The sequence below is a fragment of the Pseudomonas sp. efr-133-TYG-5 genome, from assembly GCF_030209175.1.
In the GTDB taxonomy this organism is placed as follows: domain Bacteria; phylum Pseudomonadota; class Gammaproteobacteria; order Pseudomonadales; family Pseudomonadaceae; genus Aquipseudomonas.
Genome location: NZ_JARVSM010000010.1, coordinates 229,184 through 243,412 on the forward strand (window position 1 = coordinate 229,184; position 14,229 = coordinate 243,412).

14 protein-coding genes and 5 tRNA genes are annotated in these 14,229 nt (G+C 60.1%); 14 read left to right on the plus strand and 5 right to left on the minus strand.

What is annotated here, in order from left to right; all coding sequences use genetic code 11:
- The first annotated feature begins 39 nt into the window (after positions 1–39).
- From QRN70_RS27190 to QRN70_RS27215, 6 genes are all read left to right on the plus strand, one after another.
- Positions 40–1,281, plus strand: a complete 1,242-nt coding sequence (locus QRN70_RS27190) for an aspartate kinase (RefSeq protein WP_096818090.1) — start codon at positions 40–42, stop codon at positions 1,279–1,281.
- Positions 1,282–1,469: 188 nt separating this feature from the next.
- Entirely contained in the window at positions 1,470–1,658 is a 189-nt protein-coding gene (csrA, locus tag QRN70_RS27195) for a carbon storage regulator CsrA (RefSeq protein WP_002554426.1), read from the plus strand.
- A gap of 62 nt (positions 1,659–1,720) precedes the next feature.
- Positions 1,721–1,811 (plus strand) — tRNA-Ser (locus tag QRN70_RS27200).
- Positions 1,812–1,918: 107 nt separating this feature from the next.
- Positions 1,919–1,995 (plus strand) — tRNA-Arg (locus QRN70_RS27205).
- Positions 1,996–2,067: 72 nt separating this feature from the next.
- A tRNA-Arg gene (locus QRN70_RS27210) sits at positions 2,068–2,144 on the plus strand.
- A 73-nt stretch (positions 2,145–2,217) separates the two neighbouring features.
- Positions 2,218–2,294: transfer RNA gene (locus tag QRN70_RS27215), tRNA-Arg, on the plus strand.
- A 19-nt stretch (positions 2,295–2,313) separates the two neighbouring features.
- Here QRN70_RS27215 and QRN70_RS27220 read toward each other — a convergent pair.
- Positions 2,314–2,829, minus strand: a complete 516-nt coding sequence (locus QRN70_RS27220; protein WP_285420933.1) for a cell envelope protein SmpA — start codon at positions 2,827–2,829, stop codon at positions 2,314–2,316.
- Between the two features lie 321 nt (positions 2,830–3,150).
- On the opposite strand from QRN70_RS27220, the gene mgtE reads away from it, so the two are divergent.
- Positions 3,151–4,593: a magnesium transporter gene (mgtE, locus tag QRN70_RS27225; protein WP_285420934.1), complete on the plus strand. Its 1,443-nt coding sequence runs from the start codon at positions 3,151–3,153 to the stop codon at positions 4,591–4,593.
- 118 nt (positions 4,594–4,711) lie between these two features.
- Here the strand turns inward: mgtE and QRN70_RS27230 are convergent, their stop codons facing one another.
- Positions 4,712–5,038, minus strand: coding sequence for an Arc family DNA-binding protein (locus QRN70_RS27230; RefSeq protein WP_003178899.1), 327 nt, complete (start codon positions 5,036–5,038; stop codon positions 4,712–4,714).
- Positions 5,039–5,426: 388 nt separating this feature from the next.
- On the opposite strand from QRN70_RS27230, the gene phnN reads away from it, so the two are divergent.
- Positions 5,427–5,996: a phosphonate metabolism protein/1,5-bisphosphokinase (PRPP-forming) PhnN gene (phnN, locus tag QRN70_RS27235; RefSeq protein WP_285421004.1), complete on the plus strand. Its 570-nt coding sequence runs from the start codon at positions 5,427–5,429 to the stop codon at positions 5,994–5,996.
- On the opposite strand, the gene QRN70_RS27240 is transcribed toward phnN, so the two are convergent.
- Both QRN70_RS27240 and QRN70_RS27245 read right to left on the minus strand, forming a co-directional pair.
- A complete protein-coding gene (locus QRN70_RS27240; protein WP_285420935.1) occupies positions 5,971–6,150 on the minus strand; it encodes a PA3371 family protein in 180 nt (59 codons plus the stop codon). The two genes, phnN and QRN70_RS27240, sit on opposite strands and share 26 nt — an antisense overlap.
- A 20-nt stretch (positions 6,151–6,170) precedes the next feature.
- Positions 6,171–6,404 carry a hypothetical protein gene (locus QRN70_RS27245; protein ID WP_285420936.1) on the minus strand — a complete coding sequence of 78 codons (234 nt, stop codon included), beginning with the start codon at positions 6,402–6,404 and terminating at the stop codon, positions 6,171–6,173.
- 283 nt (positions 6,405–6,687) lie between these two features.
- On the opposite strand from QRN70_RS27245, the gene QRN70_RS27250 reads away from it, so the two are divergent.
- Positions 6,688–6,764, plus strand: a tRNA-Arg gene (locus QRN70_RS27250).
- Positions 6,765–6,959: 195 nt separating this feature from the next.
- On the plus strand, positions 6,960–7,337 hold the full coding sequence (locus QRN70_RS27255; protein ID WP_285420937.1) for a c-type cytochrome: 378 nt from the start codon (positions 6,960–6,962) through the stop codon (positions 7,335–7,337).
- A 65-nt stretch (positions 7,338–7,402) separates the two neighbouring features.
- On the opposite strand, the gene QRN70_RS27260 is transcribed toward QRN70_RS27255, so the two are convergent.
- Positions 7,403–8,779, minus strand: coding sequence for a lysozyme inhibitor LprI family protein (locus QRN70_RS27260; protein ID WP_285420938.1), 1,377 nt, complete (start codon positions 8,777–8,779; stop codon positions 7,403–7,405).
- Positions 8,780–8,995: 216 nt separating this feature from the next.
- On the opposite strand from QRN70_RS27260, the gene QRN70_RS27265 reads away from it, so the two are divergent.
- From QRN70_RS27265 to QRN70_RS27280, 4 genes are all read left to right on the plus strand, one after another.
- On the plus strand, positions 8,996–10,600 hold the full coding sequence (locus QRN70_RS27265; protein WP_285420939.1) for a tetratricopeptide repeat-containing response regulator: 1,605 nt from the start codon (positions 8,996–8,998) through the stop codon (positions 10,598–10,600).
- Positions 10,597–11,289: a sensor histidine kinase gene (locus QRN70_RS27270; RefSeq protein ID WP_285420940.1), complete on the plus strand. Its 693-nt coding sequence runs from the start codon at positions 10,597–10,599 to the stop codon at positions 11,287–11,289. The genes QRN70_RS27265 and QRN70_RS27270 overlap by 4 nt, the downstream gene beginning before the upstream one ends.
- A gap of 233 nt (positions 11,290–11,522) precedes the next feature.
- Entirely contained in the window at positions 11,523–12,764 is a 1,242-nt protein-coding gene (locus QRN70_RS27275; RefSeq protein ID WP_285421005.1) for a glutamine synthetase family protein, read from the plus strand.
- A 69-nt stretch (positions 12,765–12,833) separates the two neighbouring features.
- Positions 12,834–14,204 carry an MFS transporter gene (locus tag QRN70_RS27280; protein ID WP_285420941.1) on the plus strand — a complete coding sequence of 457 codons (1,371 nt, stop codon included), beginning with the start codon at positions 12,834–12,836 and terminating at the stop codon, positions 14,202–14,204.
- Positions 14,205–14,229 lie beyond the last annotated feature (25 nt).

Sequence of the window (14,229 nt, forward strand, 5' to 3'; positions counted from 1 at the left end):
GATTATTGGGCGCCCTTCATGGGCAGAGGCGGCTTTGAAATGGCTTTGATCGTACAGAAATTTGGAGGCACCTCGGTCGGCACTGTCGAGAGAATCGAGCAGGTCGCCGACAAGGTTAAGAAATTCCGCGATGCCGGCGATGACCTGGTGGTTGTGCTGTCTGCAATGAGCGGCGAAACCAACCGTCTGATCGATCTGGCCAAGCAAATCAGTGGCGAAGATCAACCGGTTCCGCGTGAACTGGACGTGATCGTTTCCACCGGTGAGCAGGTGACGATTGCCCTGTTGGCCATGGCGCTGATCAAGCGTGGTGTGCCGGCGGTGTCGTACACCGGCAACCAGGTGCGGATCCTCACCGACAGTGCGCACAATAAAGCGCGTATCTTGCAGATTGATGACCAGAAGATCCGTGGTGACCTGAAGGCCGGTCGCGTGGTGGTTGTCGCCGGTTTCCAGGGCGTCGACGAGCACGGCAACATCACTACTCTCGGTCGCGGCGGTTCCGATACCACCGGTGTGGCGCTGGCCGCCGCGCTGAAGGCTGACGAATGCCAGATCTACACCGACGTCGATGGTGTCTACACCACTGACCCGCGTGTGGTGTCCGTGGCCCAGCGCCTGGACAAGATCACCTTCGAAGAGATGCTGGAAATGGCCAGTCTCGGTTCCAAGGTGCTGCAGATCCGCGCGGTGGAGTTCGCCGGCAAGTACAACGTTCCGCTGCGCGTACTGCACAGCTTCAAGGAGGGTCCGGGCACCCTCATTACTATTGATGAAGAGGAAACCATGGAACAGCCGATCATTTCCGGCATCGCCTTCAATCGCGATGAAGCCAAGCTGACCATCCGTGGCGTGCCAGACACCCCGGGCGTGGCGTTCAAGATTCTCGGCCCGATCAGTGCCGCGAACATCGAAGTCGACATGATCGTGCAGAACGTCGCGCACGATAACACCACCGACTTCACCTTCACCGTGCACCGCAACGACTACCAGGCCGCACAGACCGTGCTGGAAAACACCGCTCGCGAGATCGGTGCCCGTGAAGTGGTCGGCGACACCAAGATCGCCAAGGTCTCGATCGTCGGCGTCGGCATGCGTTCGCACGCAGGCGTGGCCAGCCGCATGTTCGAATCCCTGGCCAAGGAAAGCATCAACATCCAGATGATCTCGACCTCGGAAATCAAGGTTTCCGTGGTGATCGAAGAGAAGTACCTGGAACTGGCCGTGCGCGCCCTGCACACGGCTTTCGAACTGGATGCTCCGGCCCGTCAGGGCGAGTAATCCGCTGACTTGAAGGGCGCGGTCTGACCGCGCCCTTTATTTTTGAATGGCGCGAGGCGGGGGAACTGTTCTTTTGCCCGCGCTGGTCAATACTCAGGCATGTAGGGCTACGATCGCTCCGGTTGTAGGTCGGGTGCCTTTTTTTTGCAGACTGTTGTCCCTGAACTGAATTGCGTGAGGAGAAAGGTATGCTGATTCTGACTCGTCGGTGCGCAGAAAGCCTGATTATCGGTGATGGCGAAATCACCGTGACCGTGCTCGGCGTTAAAGGAAACCAAGTGCGCATTGGCGTCAACGCGCCGAAAGAGGTGGCCGTGCACCGTGAGGAAATTTACCTGCGTATAAAGAAAGAGAAGGACGAAGAACCAAGCCATTAATTTTTATCGTTTTTTATGTTTGCAAACGGGGAAGAAGCTGGTTAATATACGCCCCGTGTTGCGGAGAGCTGGCCGAGTGGCCGAAGGCGCTCCCCTGCTAAGGGAGTACACCTCAAAAGGGTGTCGGGGGTTCGAATCCCCCGTTCTCCGCCATTATTTGCTTAGTACGTTGTAATCTGGCTTTTTCTGTAAGTTGTTGAATTTATTAGAAAAAGTGGTTGGAATAGAGATTAGACGGGCTATAATGCGGCGCAACAAATGCACTCGTAGCTCAGCTGGATAGAGTACTCGGCTACGAACCGAGCGGTCACAGGTTCGAATCCTGTCGAGTGCACCATTTAAGAGTCAGTTGCAGCGATGTAAATGACTCGGCTTCAACCAGCTGTGATCTGGTCTATCAAACACAAATGCACTCGTAGCTCAGCTGGATAGAGTACTCGGCTACGAACCGAGCGGTCACAGGTTCGAATCCTGTCGAGTGCACCATTTAAGAGTTGGTTGCAGCATTGCAAGTGACTTGGCTTCAACCAGTTGTGATCTGGTCTAACAAACACAAAATGCACTCGTAGCTCAGCTGGATAGAGTACTCGGCTACGAACCGAGCGGTCACAGGTTCGAATCCTGTCGAGTGCACCATATACCAAGAAGCCCGCGTTCAACGCGGGCTTTTTGCTGTCCGGGATTTGGCTTTTCCGGTCACGCATCCTCTTTCATCAAAATCGATTTGTGCAGTACGGCCTCGCTTGAGGTCGTATCGGTAGATCGTGCTCGAATTGCGCAGGCTGACCTTGTCCGGTTTGCCCAGCGCGCTTTCAACATCCTGCTGGCTCATGCCGACGACGACCCTGCGGTTGATGATTGCTTCGCGGCGTTGCCGGGCGTCGATCAGGTTTCCGCATTTATCCTGCGCCTGGCCGACAATGCCGACTTCTCGTCCCCTGAATGTCATGCCGGATCTTTCCTCGTAGCGGGCATCAGGCAGCAAAGCGACAGGGCCGGGCGAGTAGGGATGAACTTCGTGGGGCGAAAGGTGCTCATCGCTGGCGCAGCTCAAGGTGGTGAACGTGACGCTGCCGTCGGCTGCCTCGCAGCGATGCAGGGTGCTGGCGCTTGCCAGGAGCGGCAGGCAGAGCAGGGTGGTCAGGGCCATTGGCGCGGCAATTGTTGGCATTTGCCGTCCTCCATGACGTTCCATGCTCAAGGGTAGCTGCTACATTTTTCGCTGTCGGTGTGTTTTCTTTTCAGGATGAGTCGTCGCACTTGCAGGGATCAGGACGGCGCTCAGGTTTGTCTCGCAAGCGCTTGTTTCAGCCACGATTTTTTAACGTTTAAAACCGTCAGGCGGTGTATCATTGCGCCCGTCAGCCCCGCCGGGGCTTATGGAAAACTTCCATGGACTTACCCAGTAGTTACTCAGTACCCCGTTTCACCAATCATGAATTGACTGATTGATCCTTCCGGCGTGCCCCGCTGCTGGGAGTGGAGTTCGCCTATGTCCGAAATCGAAGTAAAGAAAACGCAGGAAAGCCTGCAGGATCGCCTAGCTCAGGTGGTCGAGCTGCTGCAGCGCCAGCGGGTTGTCGAAGACCTGACTCACCGCCAGGAAGGCCCGCATCATGACCGGGTCGAGAACCTGGTTCACCGGCAGAATCTCGTCGAGCTGCAACGCAAGCTCGATGATCTGCACTCCGCCGACGTCGCCTACATTCTTGAAGCATTGCCGCTGGACGATCGTCTGACGCTCTGGCAACTGGTCAAGGCCGATCGCGACGGCGACATTCTGCTCGAAGTATCCGATTCCGTCCGTGAAACGCTGATCGCCGACATGGACGATCACGAGCTCCTGGCTGCGGCCAAGGACATGGATGCCGACGAACTTGCTGACCTGGCCTCCGAGCTGCCGCGAGACGTCGTCCATGAGCTGATGGAGACCCTTGACCAGCAACAACGCGAGCGTGTGCGCTCGGCCCTGTCCTACGACGAGGAGCAGGTCGGTGCGCTGATGGACTTCGAGATGGTCACCATCCGTGAGGATGTCAGCCTCGAAGTGGTGTTGCGCTATCTGCGGCGTCTGAAAGAGCTGCCAGGGCATACCGACAAACTGTTCGTAGTCGACTACGACGGCGTGCTCAAAGGCGTGCTGCCGATCAAGCGCCTGCTGGTCAATGACCCGGAAAAACAGGTGGCTGAAGTCATGGCCAGCGATCCGGTGAGTTTCCATCCGGACGAAGACGCCTACGACGCCGCTCAGGCGTTCGAGCGTTACGACTTGATCTCGGCCCCGGTGGTCGACAAGAACGGCAAGCTGATCGGCCGTCTGACCATCGACGAAATGGTCGACCTGATCCGTGAGGAAAGCGAAAGCGAAGTCCTCAACATGGCCGGTCTGCGCGAAGAGGAAGACATCTTCGCCTCCGTCTGGAAATCCCTGCGCAACCGTTGGGCGTGGCTGGCAATCAACTTGATCACTGCCTTTGTCGCTTCGCGGGTGATCGGCCTGTTCGAAGGTTCGATCGAAAAACTGGTGGCGCTCGCGGCGCTGATGCCGATCGTGGCGGGTATCGGCGGTAACTCCGGTAACCAGACGATCACCATGATCGTGCGTGCCATGGCGCTCGACCAGGTCAGCACCGGCAACACCTCGCGTCTGATGCGCAAGGAGCTGGCGGTAGCGTTGATCAACGGTCTAGTCTGGGGCGGGGTGATCGGTGTGGTCGCTTACCTGCTTTATGGCAGTTGGTCGCTGGGCGTGGTGATGACGGCGGCGATGACCCTCAACCTGCTGCTCGCGGCGCTGATGGGCGTGCTGATCCCGATGACACTGGCCAAGATGGGCCGTGATCCGGCAATGGGCGCCAGCGTGATGATCACCGCGATGACCGACAGCGGCGGTTTCTTCATCTTCCTTGGCCTGGCGACGATCTTCCTGCTCTGATCGACTCGCACGAAAAAGCCCGCCAATTGGCGGGCTTTTTCATGTCGCGGCAAAAATACGGGGTAATCCCGGGCAAAAAAAAGCCAGCATGCTTGCTGGCTTGAGGTGTCGCTATGAATCAGGACGCGTCTGCGGCCATTTCGGCATCGTGAGCGATCAGCGATACCAGAGCGTTCTGCTGGCGGTGGGAGAGCTGGCGGAAGCGTTGCAGCAGCTCGCGTTCGTGCAACGACAGCTCCGGGCTGTCCAGGCGCATGCTCAGCTCTTCGCCCAGTGCGCCTTCCTGAATAAGACTCTGCTCAAGGCGCGCAATGATCTCGGAGTTCATGCTGCGATGATGATTGCGAGCCACCTCGGCAATGCGTTCACGCATTCCGTCTGGCAGACGTACGACGAACTTGTCAGCCGTACGGCTGGAATAAATTGCCTGTTTCAATGGGCGCATATATTTAACCGGTTAGTTCAGGGGAGCGGTTCTCGGGATTGGCCGCAGGATGTGTGGTAGGACAAGCATCCGCGCCAAATGGTTCAACCTGAATTGTTAAGAGGCCCGCATCATGCCTCAAAATTGCCAGATCATTGGCGTCAATTCTGTGACAAATATTGAGCTGGGTAAAGGCGTAATGCCAGCACCAATTATCAGAAATGCGGACTGGTTTGAAAAGATTGCCTCTGCCCGTATCACTGACCGCGTCCCGCTGCACGTGAGGTGATGCCCGCAGGCGTCAGAACGTGCATGCTATGCGGCTCCGATCCTTGTTCCTTACCTTTACAGGATAGTGGCAAATGGCCGATTTACTAGGGGCAGACCCGTGCTGGAGGGCGATTTCAGGATGGATGGCAAGCTTATTTATCTGATGGGGCCGTCCGGTTCCGGCAAGGACAGCCTGATCGACGCCGCACGTGAGCGATTGGGCGAGATGAATTGCCAGGTGATCCGGCGCGTCATCACCCGATCAGCGGAGTCAGTCGGAGAAGATGCCGTGGGTGTGACCCCGGCGGAGTTCGAACGACGCCAGCGCGCGGGCGACTTTGCGCTGGCATGGCACGCCAATGGCCTGGATTACGGCATCCCGCGCGAGCTGGATGAATGGCTCAAGGCCGGCAAGCATGTGCTGGTAAACGGCTCCCGGGAGAATCTGCGTCAGGCCCAGGCGCGCTACCCGACGCTGTTGCCTGTCCTGCTCACGGTCAGGGAGGAGGTGTTGCGCGAGCGCCTGCTCAGGCGCGGTCGCGAAACACTGGAGCAGATCGACGCACGGCTGGCGCGCAATGCCCTGTTTATCGAGGGAAGGGCCGTGGACCGGCCGGTCTACCTGCTCGACAACTCCGGCAATCTGGCGGAGGCCGTCGATCAGCTGCTGCAATGGATCAGTGTCAACGCAGCACCGGATCAAACTTGATCTTGCGCCCGGCCACCAGTGCCAGCACGAAAAGTACCGCGAATACGCCGCAGCCAATCAGCGGCAGGGTCACCCGGGTGTCCTCGAACAGCGAAAAATGCAAGGCGCCGCTCAACAAGGCGAGGATCAGAAATCCCGTGGCTGATTTGGACATGCTGTACTCCTGAGGATGATTCAAAACACCAGACGTTCGGTCGACTGCGTCTGCATGGGCTCGGCAATCTCGCTGACTTCGCGCGAAACGTAGCCGCGTTGATCGCTCAGCACCGCCAGCTGCGGCGTGCGCTGCACCTGCAGGTAGTGCGGCATGCGCTGGGCGACTACAGGCTCGGCACTCTCGGGGGCAAAATGGAAACCCAGCAGAACCGCCAGGGCAATTGCGTTTGCGAGCAAGAGGGTGCTGTTCATGAGGCGCGACTCCGTTTGTTCTTCTATGGAACAGACAAAGCAGCTGTCGTGCCAACAGTCTAACCGCTGTTAAGTCCTTTAAAAACAAGGATTTAGCAGGATTTTTCGGATGCTAAGCATTGCATTCTGCAAGGCTGGCTTTTTGCGGTGATGCAAATTGCACGGTAAATGCTCCGGCGCCATTGCAGGGCGCCTGCCTACACTTAAAAAGCCCTACGGACGACATGACAAACCCGGGCCCGGCCGTTAACATGCACGCCGTCTGTCGCACCGGCAGTTCTGTGTCCCAGTAGCTCAATTGGATAGAGCATCCCCCTCCTAAGGGGAAGGTTGGCAGTTCGAACCTGCCCTGGGACACCATATGTTTCCGGCCCCCGTGGCCTATGTTCTGCCTGCCCGGTTTCGCCGCAGGGGAGAGCACGTCAAAGCCTCTTTCAGAAAGATCTGGAGGAGGCTTTTTTGCATTCATGGCTCTGTTAAGGGAAAGTCCGAGAGCTTTTACCGACCTGCGGCCAACACTTGGCACGGCAGGCAGAACACAAGGATGTGTGAGTGATGAAAAGAATACGCGTCGCCGGACTGAGCGTTTTTCTGCTGGTTCAGGCCTCGCTTGCCTGTGCGGATACTGTCGCGGGCAAGAACCTGTATGTGCAGCGCTGCTCGATGTGCCATGGCGCGGATCTGCGGGCAAGCGGGCCGCTGGCGCATAAAAGCGATCCACCGACCCCTGACCTGACCACGCCTTCTTTCAGGAAACGCCTGGCGGCCTACCCAGGCGTCATCGTGTCGTCGATCATCCTTCGGCCAAATGGCGACTTGATTCCACGTACATTGCGAGAGAATGGCGTGAAGCTGGCGCCGCACCCCTGGAGCGTCAAGGATTTCCGCGACTTGAATGAGTACATGGCCGGCATGATTTCCCGAAGTCGATGAAGCCTGCATGAACAACGCCCCGCGCAGCGTCAGTTGGCGGGGCTTTTTCATGTTCGGCGTCCGGGCTATTGCTCCTCGCCACTTGTGGGTCTGCCCATTGCAGTGCTGATGTCGGTCAGGTATCGACGTCCGTTGATCTCGTAGCCGCGCTCCTGTTCGGCCTCGCCCGGTTTGCGCACCGTGACTTGCGCGTACAGGCCATCCTTGGCGCTGTAGGCGCCGAACCAGGCATTCATCCTGGCAATGAAGCACTCGCCGGCAATGGTCACCGCGAAGTCGGCAACTGGCTCGATGGCGTAATAGCCCGCGCCGTAGCCGTAATATTCCTCGCTGTCAGTGGCGGCGGCGGGAATCGGGCACAGCGGCTTGCGCGCTTGCCCGCTGTCGGACGAGTCTGCGTCGACCGTGGCCAGGCCTTGGGCGAGCGCGCGGTGCAGCGCCTGCGTCAGTTGATAGGTGGTTTCATGTTCAGCGTCAGGCTGGGTGCGAGGGATGCTGAGTCGATAGCGATAGCGCACCGTCAGCTTGGGGACTTCATGGTTGACCTGAAAGGGATTGAGCAGGTAGACCTCGTCGATGCCGTAGCCCCCCTCGCGATAGGCGGCATAGACCCTGTCGCCAAGACTGATCCAGTTCACCGACTGGTTGGCGCCGCGCTCACTGATGGAGTAGAGCGCGCCGCCAATGGATTCGCCGTCCGACGCCGGAGTCCGGCGGATGAAGCGGTCGCCGTCGCGGCGAAACACTTCCACGAAAGTGAACAGGCCGGTGCCGCCGGTGTAGGTCTGCACGATCAGGTCGCGCTGCCCGTCACCGTCCAGGTCCAGCAGGGTGAACGACGTGGCGCCCAGGGCGGTGTCAGCGGCGAAATCAGTTGCACTCAACGCCTGCCACTCATCCGCGGAAACACCTTTGGCGACAGTCTTCGGGAAGTGGGTTTTTTCCGAAGACGGATCGGCGTCCGGCTCGGCAGAAAAGGTGGTCTCCGGGCCTTTTAGCGCCAGCGAAGCGAGGGTTCGCTCGAGGGCAAACTCCGGGTCATTTTTCCTGCTGGCGCGAACCCGGTTCTGCAGCTCGTCCAATACTTGTTTGTCGACGCCGCGCGGCTGATGGGCGAGCACTTCCGTCCACTGCGCCTGCAAGTCTTTCAGGCGCTCGCGGTAGCGCTGCTCCAGGCAAGCGATATCGGCCACGCATTCATTGCGCGATTGCAGCCAGAGGCGTTGCGTGCCTCTGAGTTGCGGTTTCACCGCCGCAGAGGCGTTCATCAGCTCTCGATAAACCTCGCCCAGCTGTGCGTCGAGTTCATATAAGCCGTTATTCGCACAAATGGTGTTTTCCACGGCGTTCGCCGCTTTTGTGCAGTCCATTGCGCTCGCCGTGGCGTGCTGGAGAAACAGCAGCGCACAGGCGGACAGGATGTAGCGTCCTTTGAGGTACACGGGATCAGCCTTGTATCGAGAAGTTGGCGGGTGTGCAGGGTAATCACTGCGCAAGGAATCTTGAAGCCCTGCTTCAAGAGAACCGCAGAGCCTGCCGATAACTCATTCGGTGGCTTCAGCGGCGCACGAAATCGCTTGATAGCATTTGGCCTCCAGTTATCATCTGCGCGCCTGTAAAACCCTCGGTCCATCCTCTAAATTGCCTGGAAATCCTCGATGCTGTCGTATCACCAAAAGAGTTTTCTGATCGTCGACGATTTCTCGGATTTCCGCAGTTCGGTGCGCTCGATGTTGCGCGAGTTGGGTGTGAAGGACGTGGATACTGCCGACACCGGTGAGCAGGCGCTGAAGATGTGCGCGCAGAAGTCCTACGACTTCATCCTGCAGGATTTCCATCTCGGCGATGGCAAGAAAAACGGTCAGCAGGTGCTCGAAGACTTGATGTCGGAAAAGCTCATCAGCCATGAAGCGGTGTTCGTCATGGTGACGGCCGAGACCAGTCAGGCGATGGTGCTCAGCGCCCTCGAGCATGAGCCGGATGCCTACCTGACCAAACCGTTCAACCGCTCCGGGCTGGCCCAGCGCCTGGAGCGTCTGGAGCAGCGCAAGACGCTGCTCAAACCGATTCTGCAGGCCCTCGATCGCGGCAAGCCGGTCGAGGTGCTCAACGCCTGCATCGCCCTGTGCAAGCAGGACATCCGTTATTCGCCGCTGTGCCTGCGCTACCGCGCCGATGCGTTGCGTGACATGAACCAGAACGAAGCGCTCGAACGCCTGTACGACGGCATCATTGCCGACCGACCGCTGCCGTGGGCGTTTGCCGGACTGGGCAAGTTGCTGTTCAAGCGCGGGCAGGTCAGCCAGGCCAAGGACGTCTATGAAAAAGCCCTGAAAGTGTTCCCGATGATGCCGGCGCTGTATGACGGCATGGCCGACGTGCTGGTCGCCGAGGGCGATAGCAAAGGCGCGCAGCGGGTGCTGGAAGAGGCGATCCGGCTATCGCCGCTGGCGGTGCGCCGCCAGGCGCTGCTCGGCAAGCTGGCGATGGCCAACGAAGATTTCGACACGGCTTCGCGGGCTTACCGGCAGGCTGTGTCCCAGGGTGCGCAGTCGCGTTTCAAGGACCCGGAAAGCAATCTCGGCCTGGCCCACGCGCTGATCAGCAAGGGCAGCGAGCGTGGGCTCGACACGCGCACGCGGCTGGAGATCAACACCACCCTCAGTGCCGTGGCCAAGGAAAACCCGAGCGACCCGGGCCTGCAGATTCGTGCCCGGCTGATGAAGGCCACCAGCCTGCTGCTCAACGACGCCGAAACCGCCGAGAAGCTTACCGAGCAGGCACTGCTGCGCCTCGACGGCATGGAGCAGTTCATGAGTCCGGAGGCGGCGTTGCTGGTGGCCAAGCAGCTGCAGATGCTCGGCCAGGCCGAGGCGGGCACGTCGATGCTCAAGAGTTGCGCGGAAATCTACGGCGACGATCCGACGGTCATGAAAGACATCGCCAAGCTCACCGATGACCCGACTATCCTCAGTTCCAGCAACGCTGCCGCCGACCTCAACCGGCAAGGCGTGCGCGTGTACAAGACCGGCAACCTGGTGGAGGCCCGCGAGGTGTTCCGCAAGGCGCTGAAGATGCAACCGAAGAACATCAGTATTGCGCTGAACATGGCTCAGTCGCTGCTGCACGGCACCGACACCAGTGTGCCGTCGGCGGAGCTGGAAGAATGTCGGGCCTGCCTGAAAATGGTCGGTCTGATGCCCGACACCGACGCGCGTTATCCGCGTTATCAGAAGCTGAAAAGCAAGGCGTTTGGCGAATGAATCAAGACGAGCAGGCACTGGATTTCTCCACGGTGATCGCCTCCACCGTCCACGACATGAAGAACTCTCTGGCGATGCTGATGCAGGCCCACAGTCAATGGCTGGCGCGTCTGCCCGCCGCGCAGCGCGGCGGGCCCGAGCAAGGCGTGATCGACTTCGAGTTCGCCCATCTCAACGGCATGCTGGTGCAGTTGCTCGGGTTGTACAAACTCGGCGTCAACCAGATGCCGTTGCAGCCGGCGTACCACGAACTGGATGACTTCATCGAGGCGCAGCTGGCGGCGCATCAGGAAGTGTTCGCCAGTCGCGGCATCGTCGCCACGTATGAGGTCGATCCGCTCAGTCCGCTGGGTTTCTTCGATCGCGAACTGATCGCCTCGGTGCTCGGCAACTGCATCAACAACGCCATCCGCCATGCCCGCGAATCGCTGTTGATCACCGTCAGCGACGAGGCCGGGCAACTGGTGCTGAGCATCAACGACGACGGCGCGGGTTATCCGGCGCAAATGCTCGAACGCCAGAGCGATTACGTGCAGGGCATCAATCACAGCAGTGGCAGCACCGGGCTGGGCCTGTACTTCGCCGGACGCATCGCCGCGCTGCATCAGCGCAACGGCGTCGGCGGGCGCACCGAGATCCGCAATGGCGGGCCGTTGGGTGGCGGGGTATTCAGCCTCTATCTGCCCTGAAATGTCTCGCGGCGGCAGGGGTTATTGGTGTTGTTTGGCTTTTTGGTTGACGCTGCTTGATATTCCGAACAGCGCAGGCCTATTTTGTCCGGGTCGCCGTTCGCGGCTCGCACAATAACAAGGATTGCGTCATGACAACCGATGGCCAGCGTTCACTCGCGCAGCGATTGACGGGCATTGATGAGATTGAATGTGTCACGCCGGATTTGAATGGCGTGCCACGGGGCAAGGTAATGACCGCCGAGGGTTTCCTCGAAGGGCGGCGTCTGCAGTTGGCCCGTGGGGTACTGCTGCAATGCATCATGGGCGGCTATCCCGCCGCGCGCTTCTACGGCAGCGATGACGGTGACCTGGCGCTGGTCGCCGATCCGGCGCAGATCCACGCCTTGCCGTGGAGCGCAGAGCCACGCGCCCTGGCGATCTGCGATGCCGATGAGCTGACCGGCGAAAGCTCCAACCTGTCGACCCGCGGCCAGTTGAAGAAGGTCATCGCGCGTTACGCGGCGCTGGGCCTGGCGCCGGTGGTGGCGACCGAGCTGGAGTTCTTCGTGTTCGCCCCGAACACCGATCCGACCCGGCCGTTCCAGCCGCCGGTGGGCCTCGACGGGCGCCGCGAGGACGGTCATTCGGCATTCAGCGTCAGCTCCAACAGCGGGCTGCGCCCGTTCTTCAACGAAGTCTACAAATGCATGGCGGCCCTGGGGCTGCCGCGCGATACCTTCATGCATGAGATGGGCGTCAGTCAGTTCGAGATCAACCTGTTGCACGGTGATCCGCTGTTGCTGGCCGACCAGACCTTCCTGTTCAAGCACCTGCTCAAGGAAGTCGCGCTCAAGCATGGCCTGACCGTGGTCTGCATGGCCAAGCCGCTGGCGCACACGCCGGGCAGTTCGATGCACATTCACCAGAGCCTGGTCGAAATCGGCAGCGGCAGGAATGTGTTCAATGACGCCGATGGCCAGCCGACCGCGATGTTCCGCCATTTCATCGGCGGGCAGCAGGCCGGCATGGCCGATTTCACCGCGCTGTTTGCGCCGAACGTCAATTCCTATCAGCGCCTGTGCCATCCGTTCGCTTCGCCGAACAATGCTTGCTGGTCGCATGACAATCGGGCGGCGGGGTTGCGGATTCCGGCCAGTTCGCCGGTGGCGCGGCGCGTCGAAAACCGCTTGCCCGGCGCCGATGCCAACCCGTACCTGGCGATTGCCGCGAGCCTTGCCGCCGGCCTGTACGGCATCGAGCACGAGCTGGAGCCGAGTGCGCCGATCCAGGGCGAATTCGAGGTGCCGGACAATCTTTCGCTGCCGTGTACCTTGCACGCGGCCCTGGAGCGTCTGAAACGTAGCCAATTGGCCAAGGAACTGTTCGGCAACGAGTTCATCGAAGGCTACATCGCTTCGAAGACCATGGAGCTGACCAACTTCTTCGATGAAATCACTCCCTGGGAACGGCGTGTTCTAGCAGCCCAGGCCTGACGTACCGTCGCCGTCGGGCTATCGTCTGGATAGCCCGATACTTACTGCAAGGAGCCGCTCGGAACGCCGATGCGCCAAATCTGGAAATCCTTTCGAGCGCTGTATTTCGCCTCGCTGATGATGTTGATCGGCTCGGGCCTGTTGAGTACTTATCTGGCCTTGCGCCTGGCCGCCGATAACGTCGACGGACTGTGGGTCGGTGCGTTGATGGCGGCCAACTATTTCGGCCTGGTGCTGGGCGGCAAGATCGGTCACCGACTGATTGCCCGGGTCGGGCATATCCGTGCGTATTCGGCGTGTGCCGGGATTGTCGGCGCGGCGGTGCTCGGCCATGGCCTGGTCGACTGGCTGCCGGCCTGGCTGGTGCTGCGGACCATCGTCGGCCTCGGCATGATGTGCCAGTACATGGTGATCGAGAGCTGGCTCAACGAGCAGGCGGACGCCAACCAGCGTGGCCTGGTCTTCAGCGGCTACATGATTGCGTCTTACCTGGGCCTGGTGCTCGGGCAGCTGATTCTGGTCATGCACCCGGGCCTCGGCCTGGAGCTGCTGATGCTGGTGGCGCTGTGTTTTGCCCTGTGTCTGGTGCCGGTGGCACTGACCCGACGGATTCACCCGGCACCGCTGCACCCGGCACCGATGGAGCCGCGCTTCTTTATCAAGCGCGTTCCGCAGTCGCTGAGCACGGTGCTCGGCGCCGGTCTGATCATCGGCTCGTTCTACGGCCTGGCGCCGCTGTATGCCTCGCAGCAGGGGCTGTCCACCGAGCAGGTCGGTCTGTTCATGGGTAGCTGCATTTTCGCCGGGCTGCTGGTGCAGTGGCCGCTGGGCTGGTTGTCCGATCGTTATGACCGGGCGCTGCTGATTCGCTGTTTTGCCGGGTTTCTGGCGGTGGCGGCATTGCCGCTGGCGATCCTGCCGCAGGTGCCGCTGGAGGTGCTGTTTGTCGTCGGCTTCCTCTGTTCGCTGGTGCAGTTCTGCCTGTACCCGTTGGCGGTGGCGTTCTCCAACGACCACGTCGAGGGCGATCGGCGGGTCTCGCTGACGGCGATGCTGCTGGTGACCTACGGTGTCGGCGCCAGCATCGGGCCGCTGGTGGCAGGCGTGCTGATGAAGCTGTTCGGCAGCCAGAGCCTGTACGCGTTCTTCACGTTCTTTGCGCTGGTGCTGGTGTGGCGCATCCGGCCGAAAGCCGTGACCAACCTGCATCAGGTCGACGATGCGCCGCTGCATCACGTGGCCATGCCGGACAGCATGTCCAGTTCGCCACTGGTGGCCGCCCTCGATCCACGGGTCGATGAGCAGGTGGTGCAGGAGCAGATGCAGAATCCGGTCAGCCCGGAGCCGGAACCTGAGCCCGAACCCGAACCGCAGCCGGCCACTGAGGCCGAGGCCGGTAACGAGCCGCCCGCCCCGGACATCAGTGGCGCCAGGCCCTGACAGAAAATCGGCGTAAAAAAAAACG

Bases quoted from the DNA above. Each gene is read 5' to 3' on its own strand.
- QRN70_RS27190 (WP_096818090.1), top strand. From the start codon at position 40: ATGGCTTTGATCGTACAGAAATTTGGAGGCACCTCGGTCGGCACTGTC.
- csrA (WP_002554426.1), top strand. From the start codon at position 1,470: ATGCTGATTCTGACTCGTCGGTGCGCAGAAAGCCTGATTATCGGTGAT.
- QRN70_RS27220 (WP_285420933.1), bottom strand. From the start codon at position 2,829: ATGCCAACAATTGCCGCGCCAATGGCCCTGACCACCCTGCTCTGCCTG.
- mgtE (WP_285420934.1), top strand. From the start codon at position 3,151: ATGTCCGAAATCGAAGTAAAGAAAACGCAGGAAAGCCTGCAGGATCGC.
- QRN70_RS27230 (WP_003178899.1), bottom strand. From the start codon at position 5,038: ATGCGCCCATTGAAACAGGCAATTTATTCCAGCCGTACGGCTGACAAG.
- phnN (WP_285421004.1), top strand. From the start codon at position 5,427: ATGGATGGCAAGCTTATTTATCTGATGGGGCCGTCCGGTTCCGGCAAG.
- QRN70_RS27240 (WP_285420935.1), bottom strand. From the start codon at position 6,150: ATGTCCAAATCAGCCACGGGATTTCTGATCCTCGCCTTGTTGAGCGGC.
- QRN70_RS27245 (WP_285420936.1), bottom strand. From the start codon at position 6,404: ATGAACAGCACCCTCTTGCTCGCAAACGCAATTGCCCTGGCGGTTCTG.
- QRN70_RS27255 (WP_285420937.1), top strand. From the start codon at position 6,960: ATGAAAAGAATACGCGTCGCCGGACTGAGCGTTTTTCTGCTGGTTCAG.
- QRN70_RS27265 (WP_285420939.1), top strand. From the start codon at position 8,996: ATGCTGTCGTATCACCAAAAGAGTTTTCTGATCGTCGACGATTTCTCG.
- QRN70_RS27270 (WP_285420940.1), top strand. From the start codon at position 10,597: ATGAATCAAGACGAGCAGGCACTGGATTTCTCCACGGTGATCGCCTCC.
- QRN70_RS27275 (WP_285421005.1), top strand. From the start codon at position 11,523: ATGACCGCCGAGGGTTTCCTCGAAGGGCGGCGTCTGCAGTTGGCCCGT.
- QRN70_RS27280 (WP_285420941.1), top strand. From the start codon at position 12,834: ATGCGCCAAATCTGGAAATCCTTTCGAGCGCTGTATTTCGCCTCGCTG.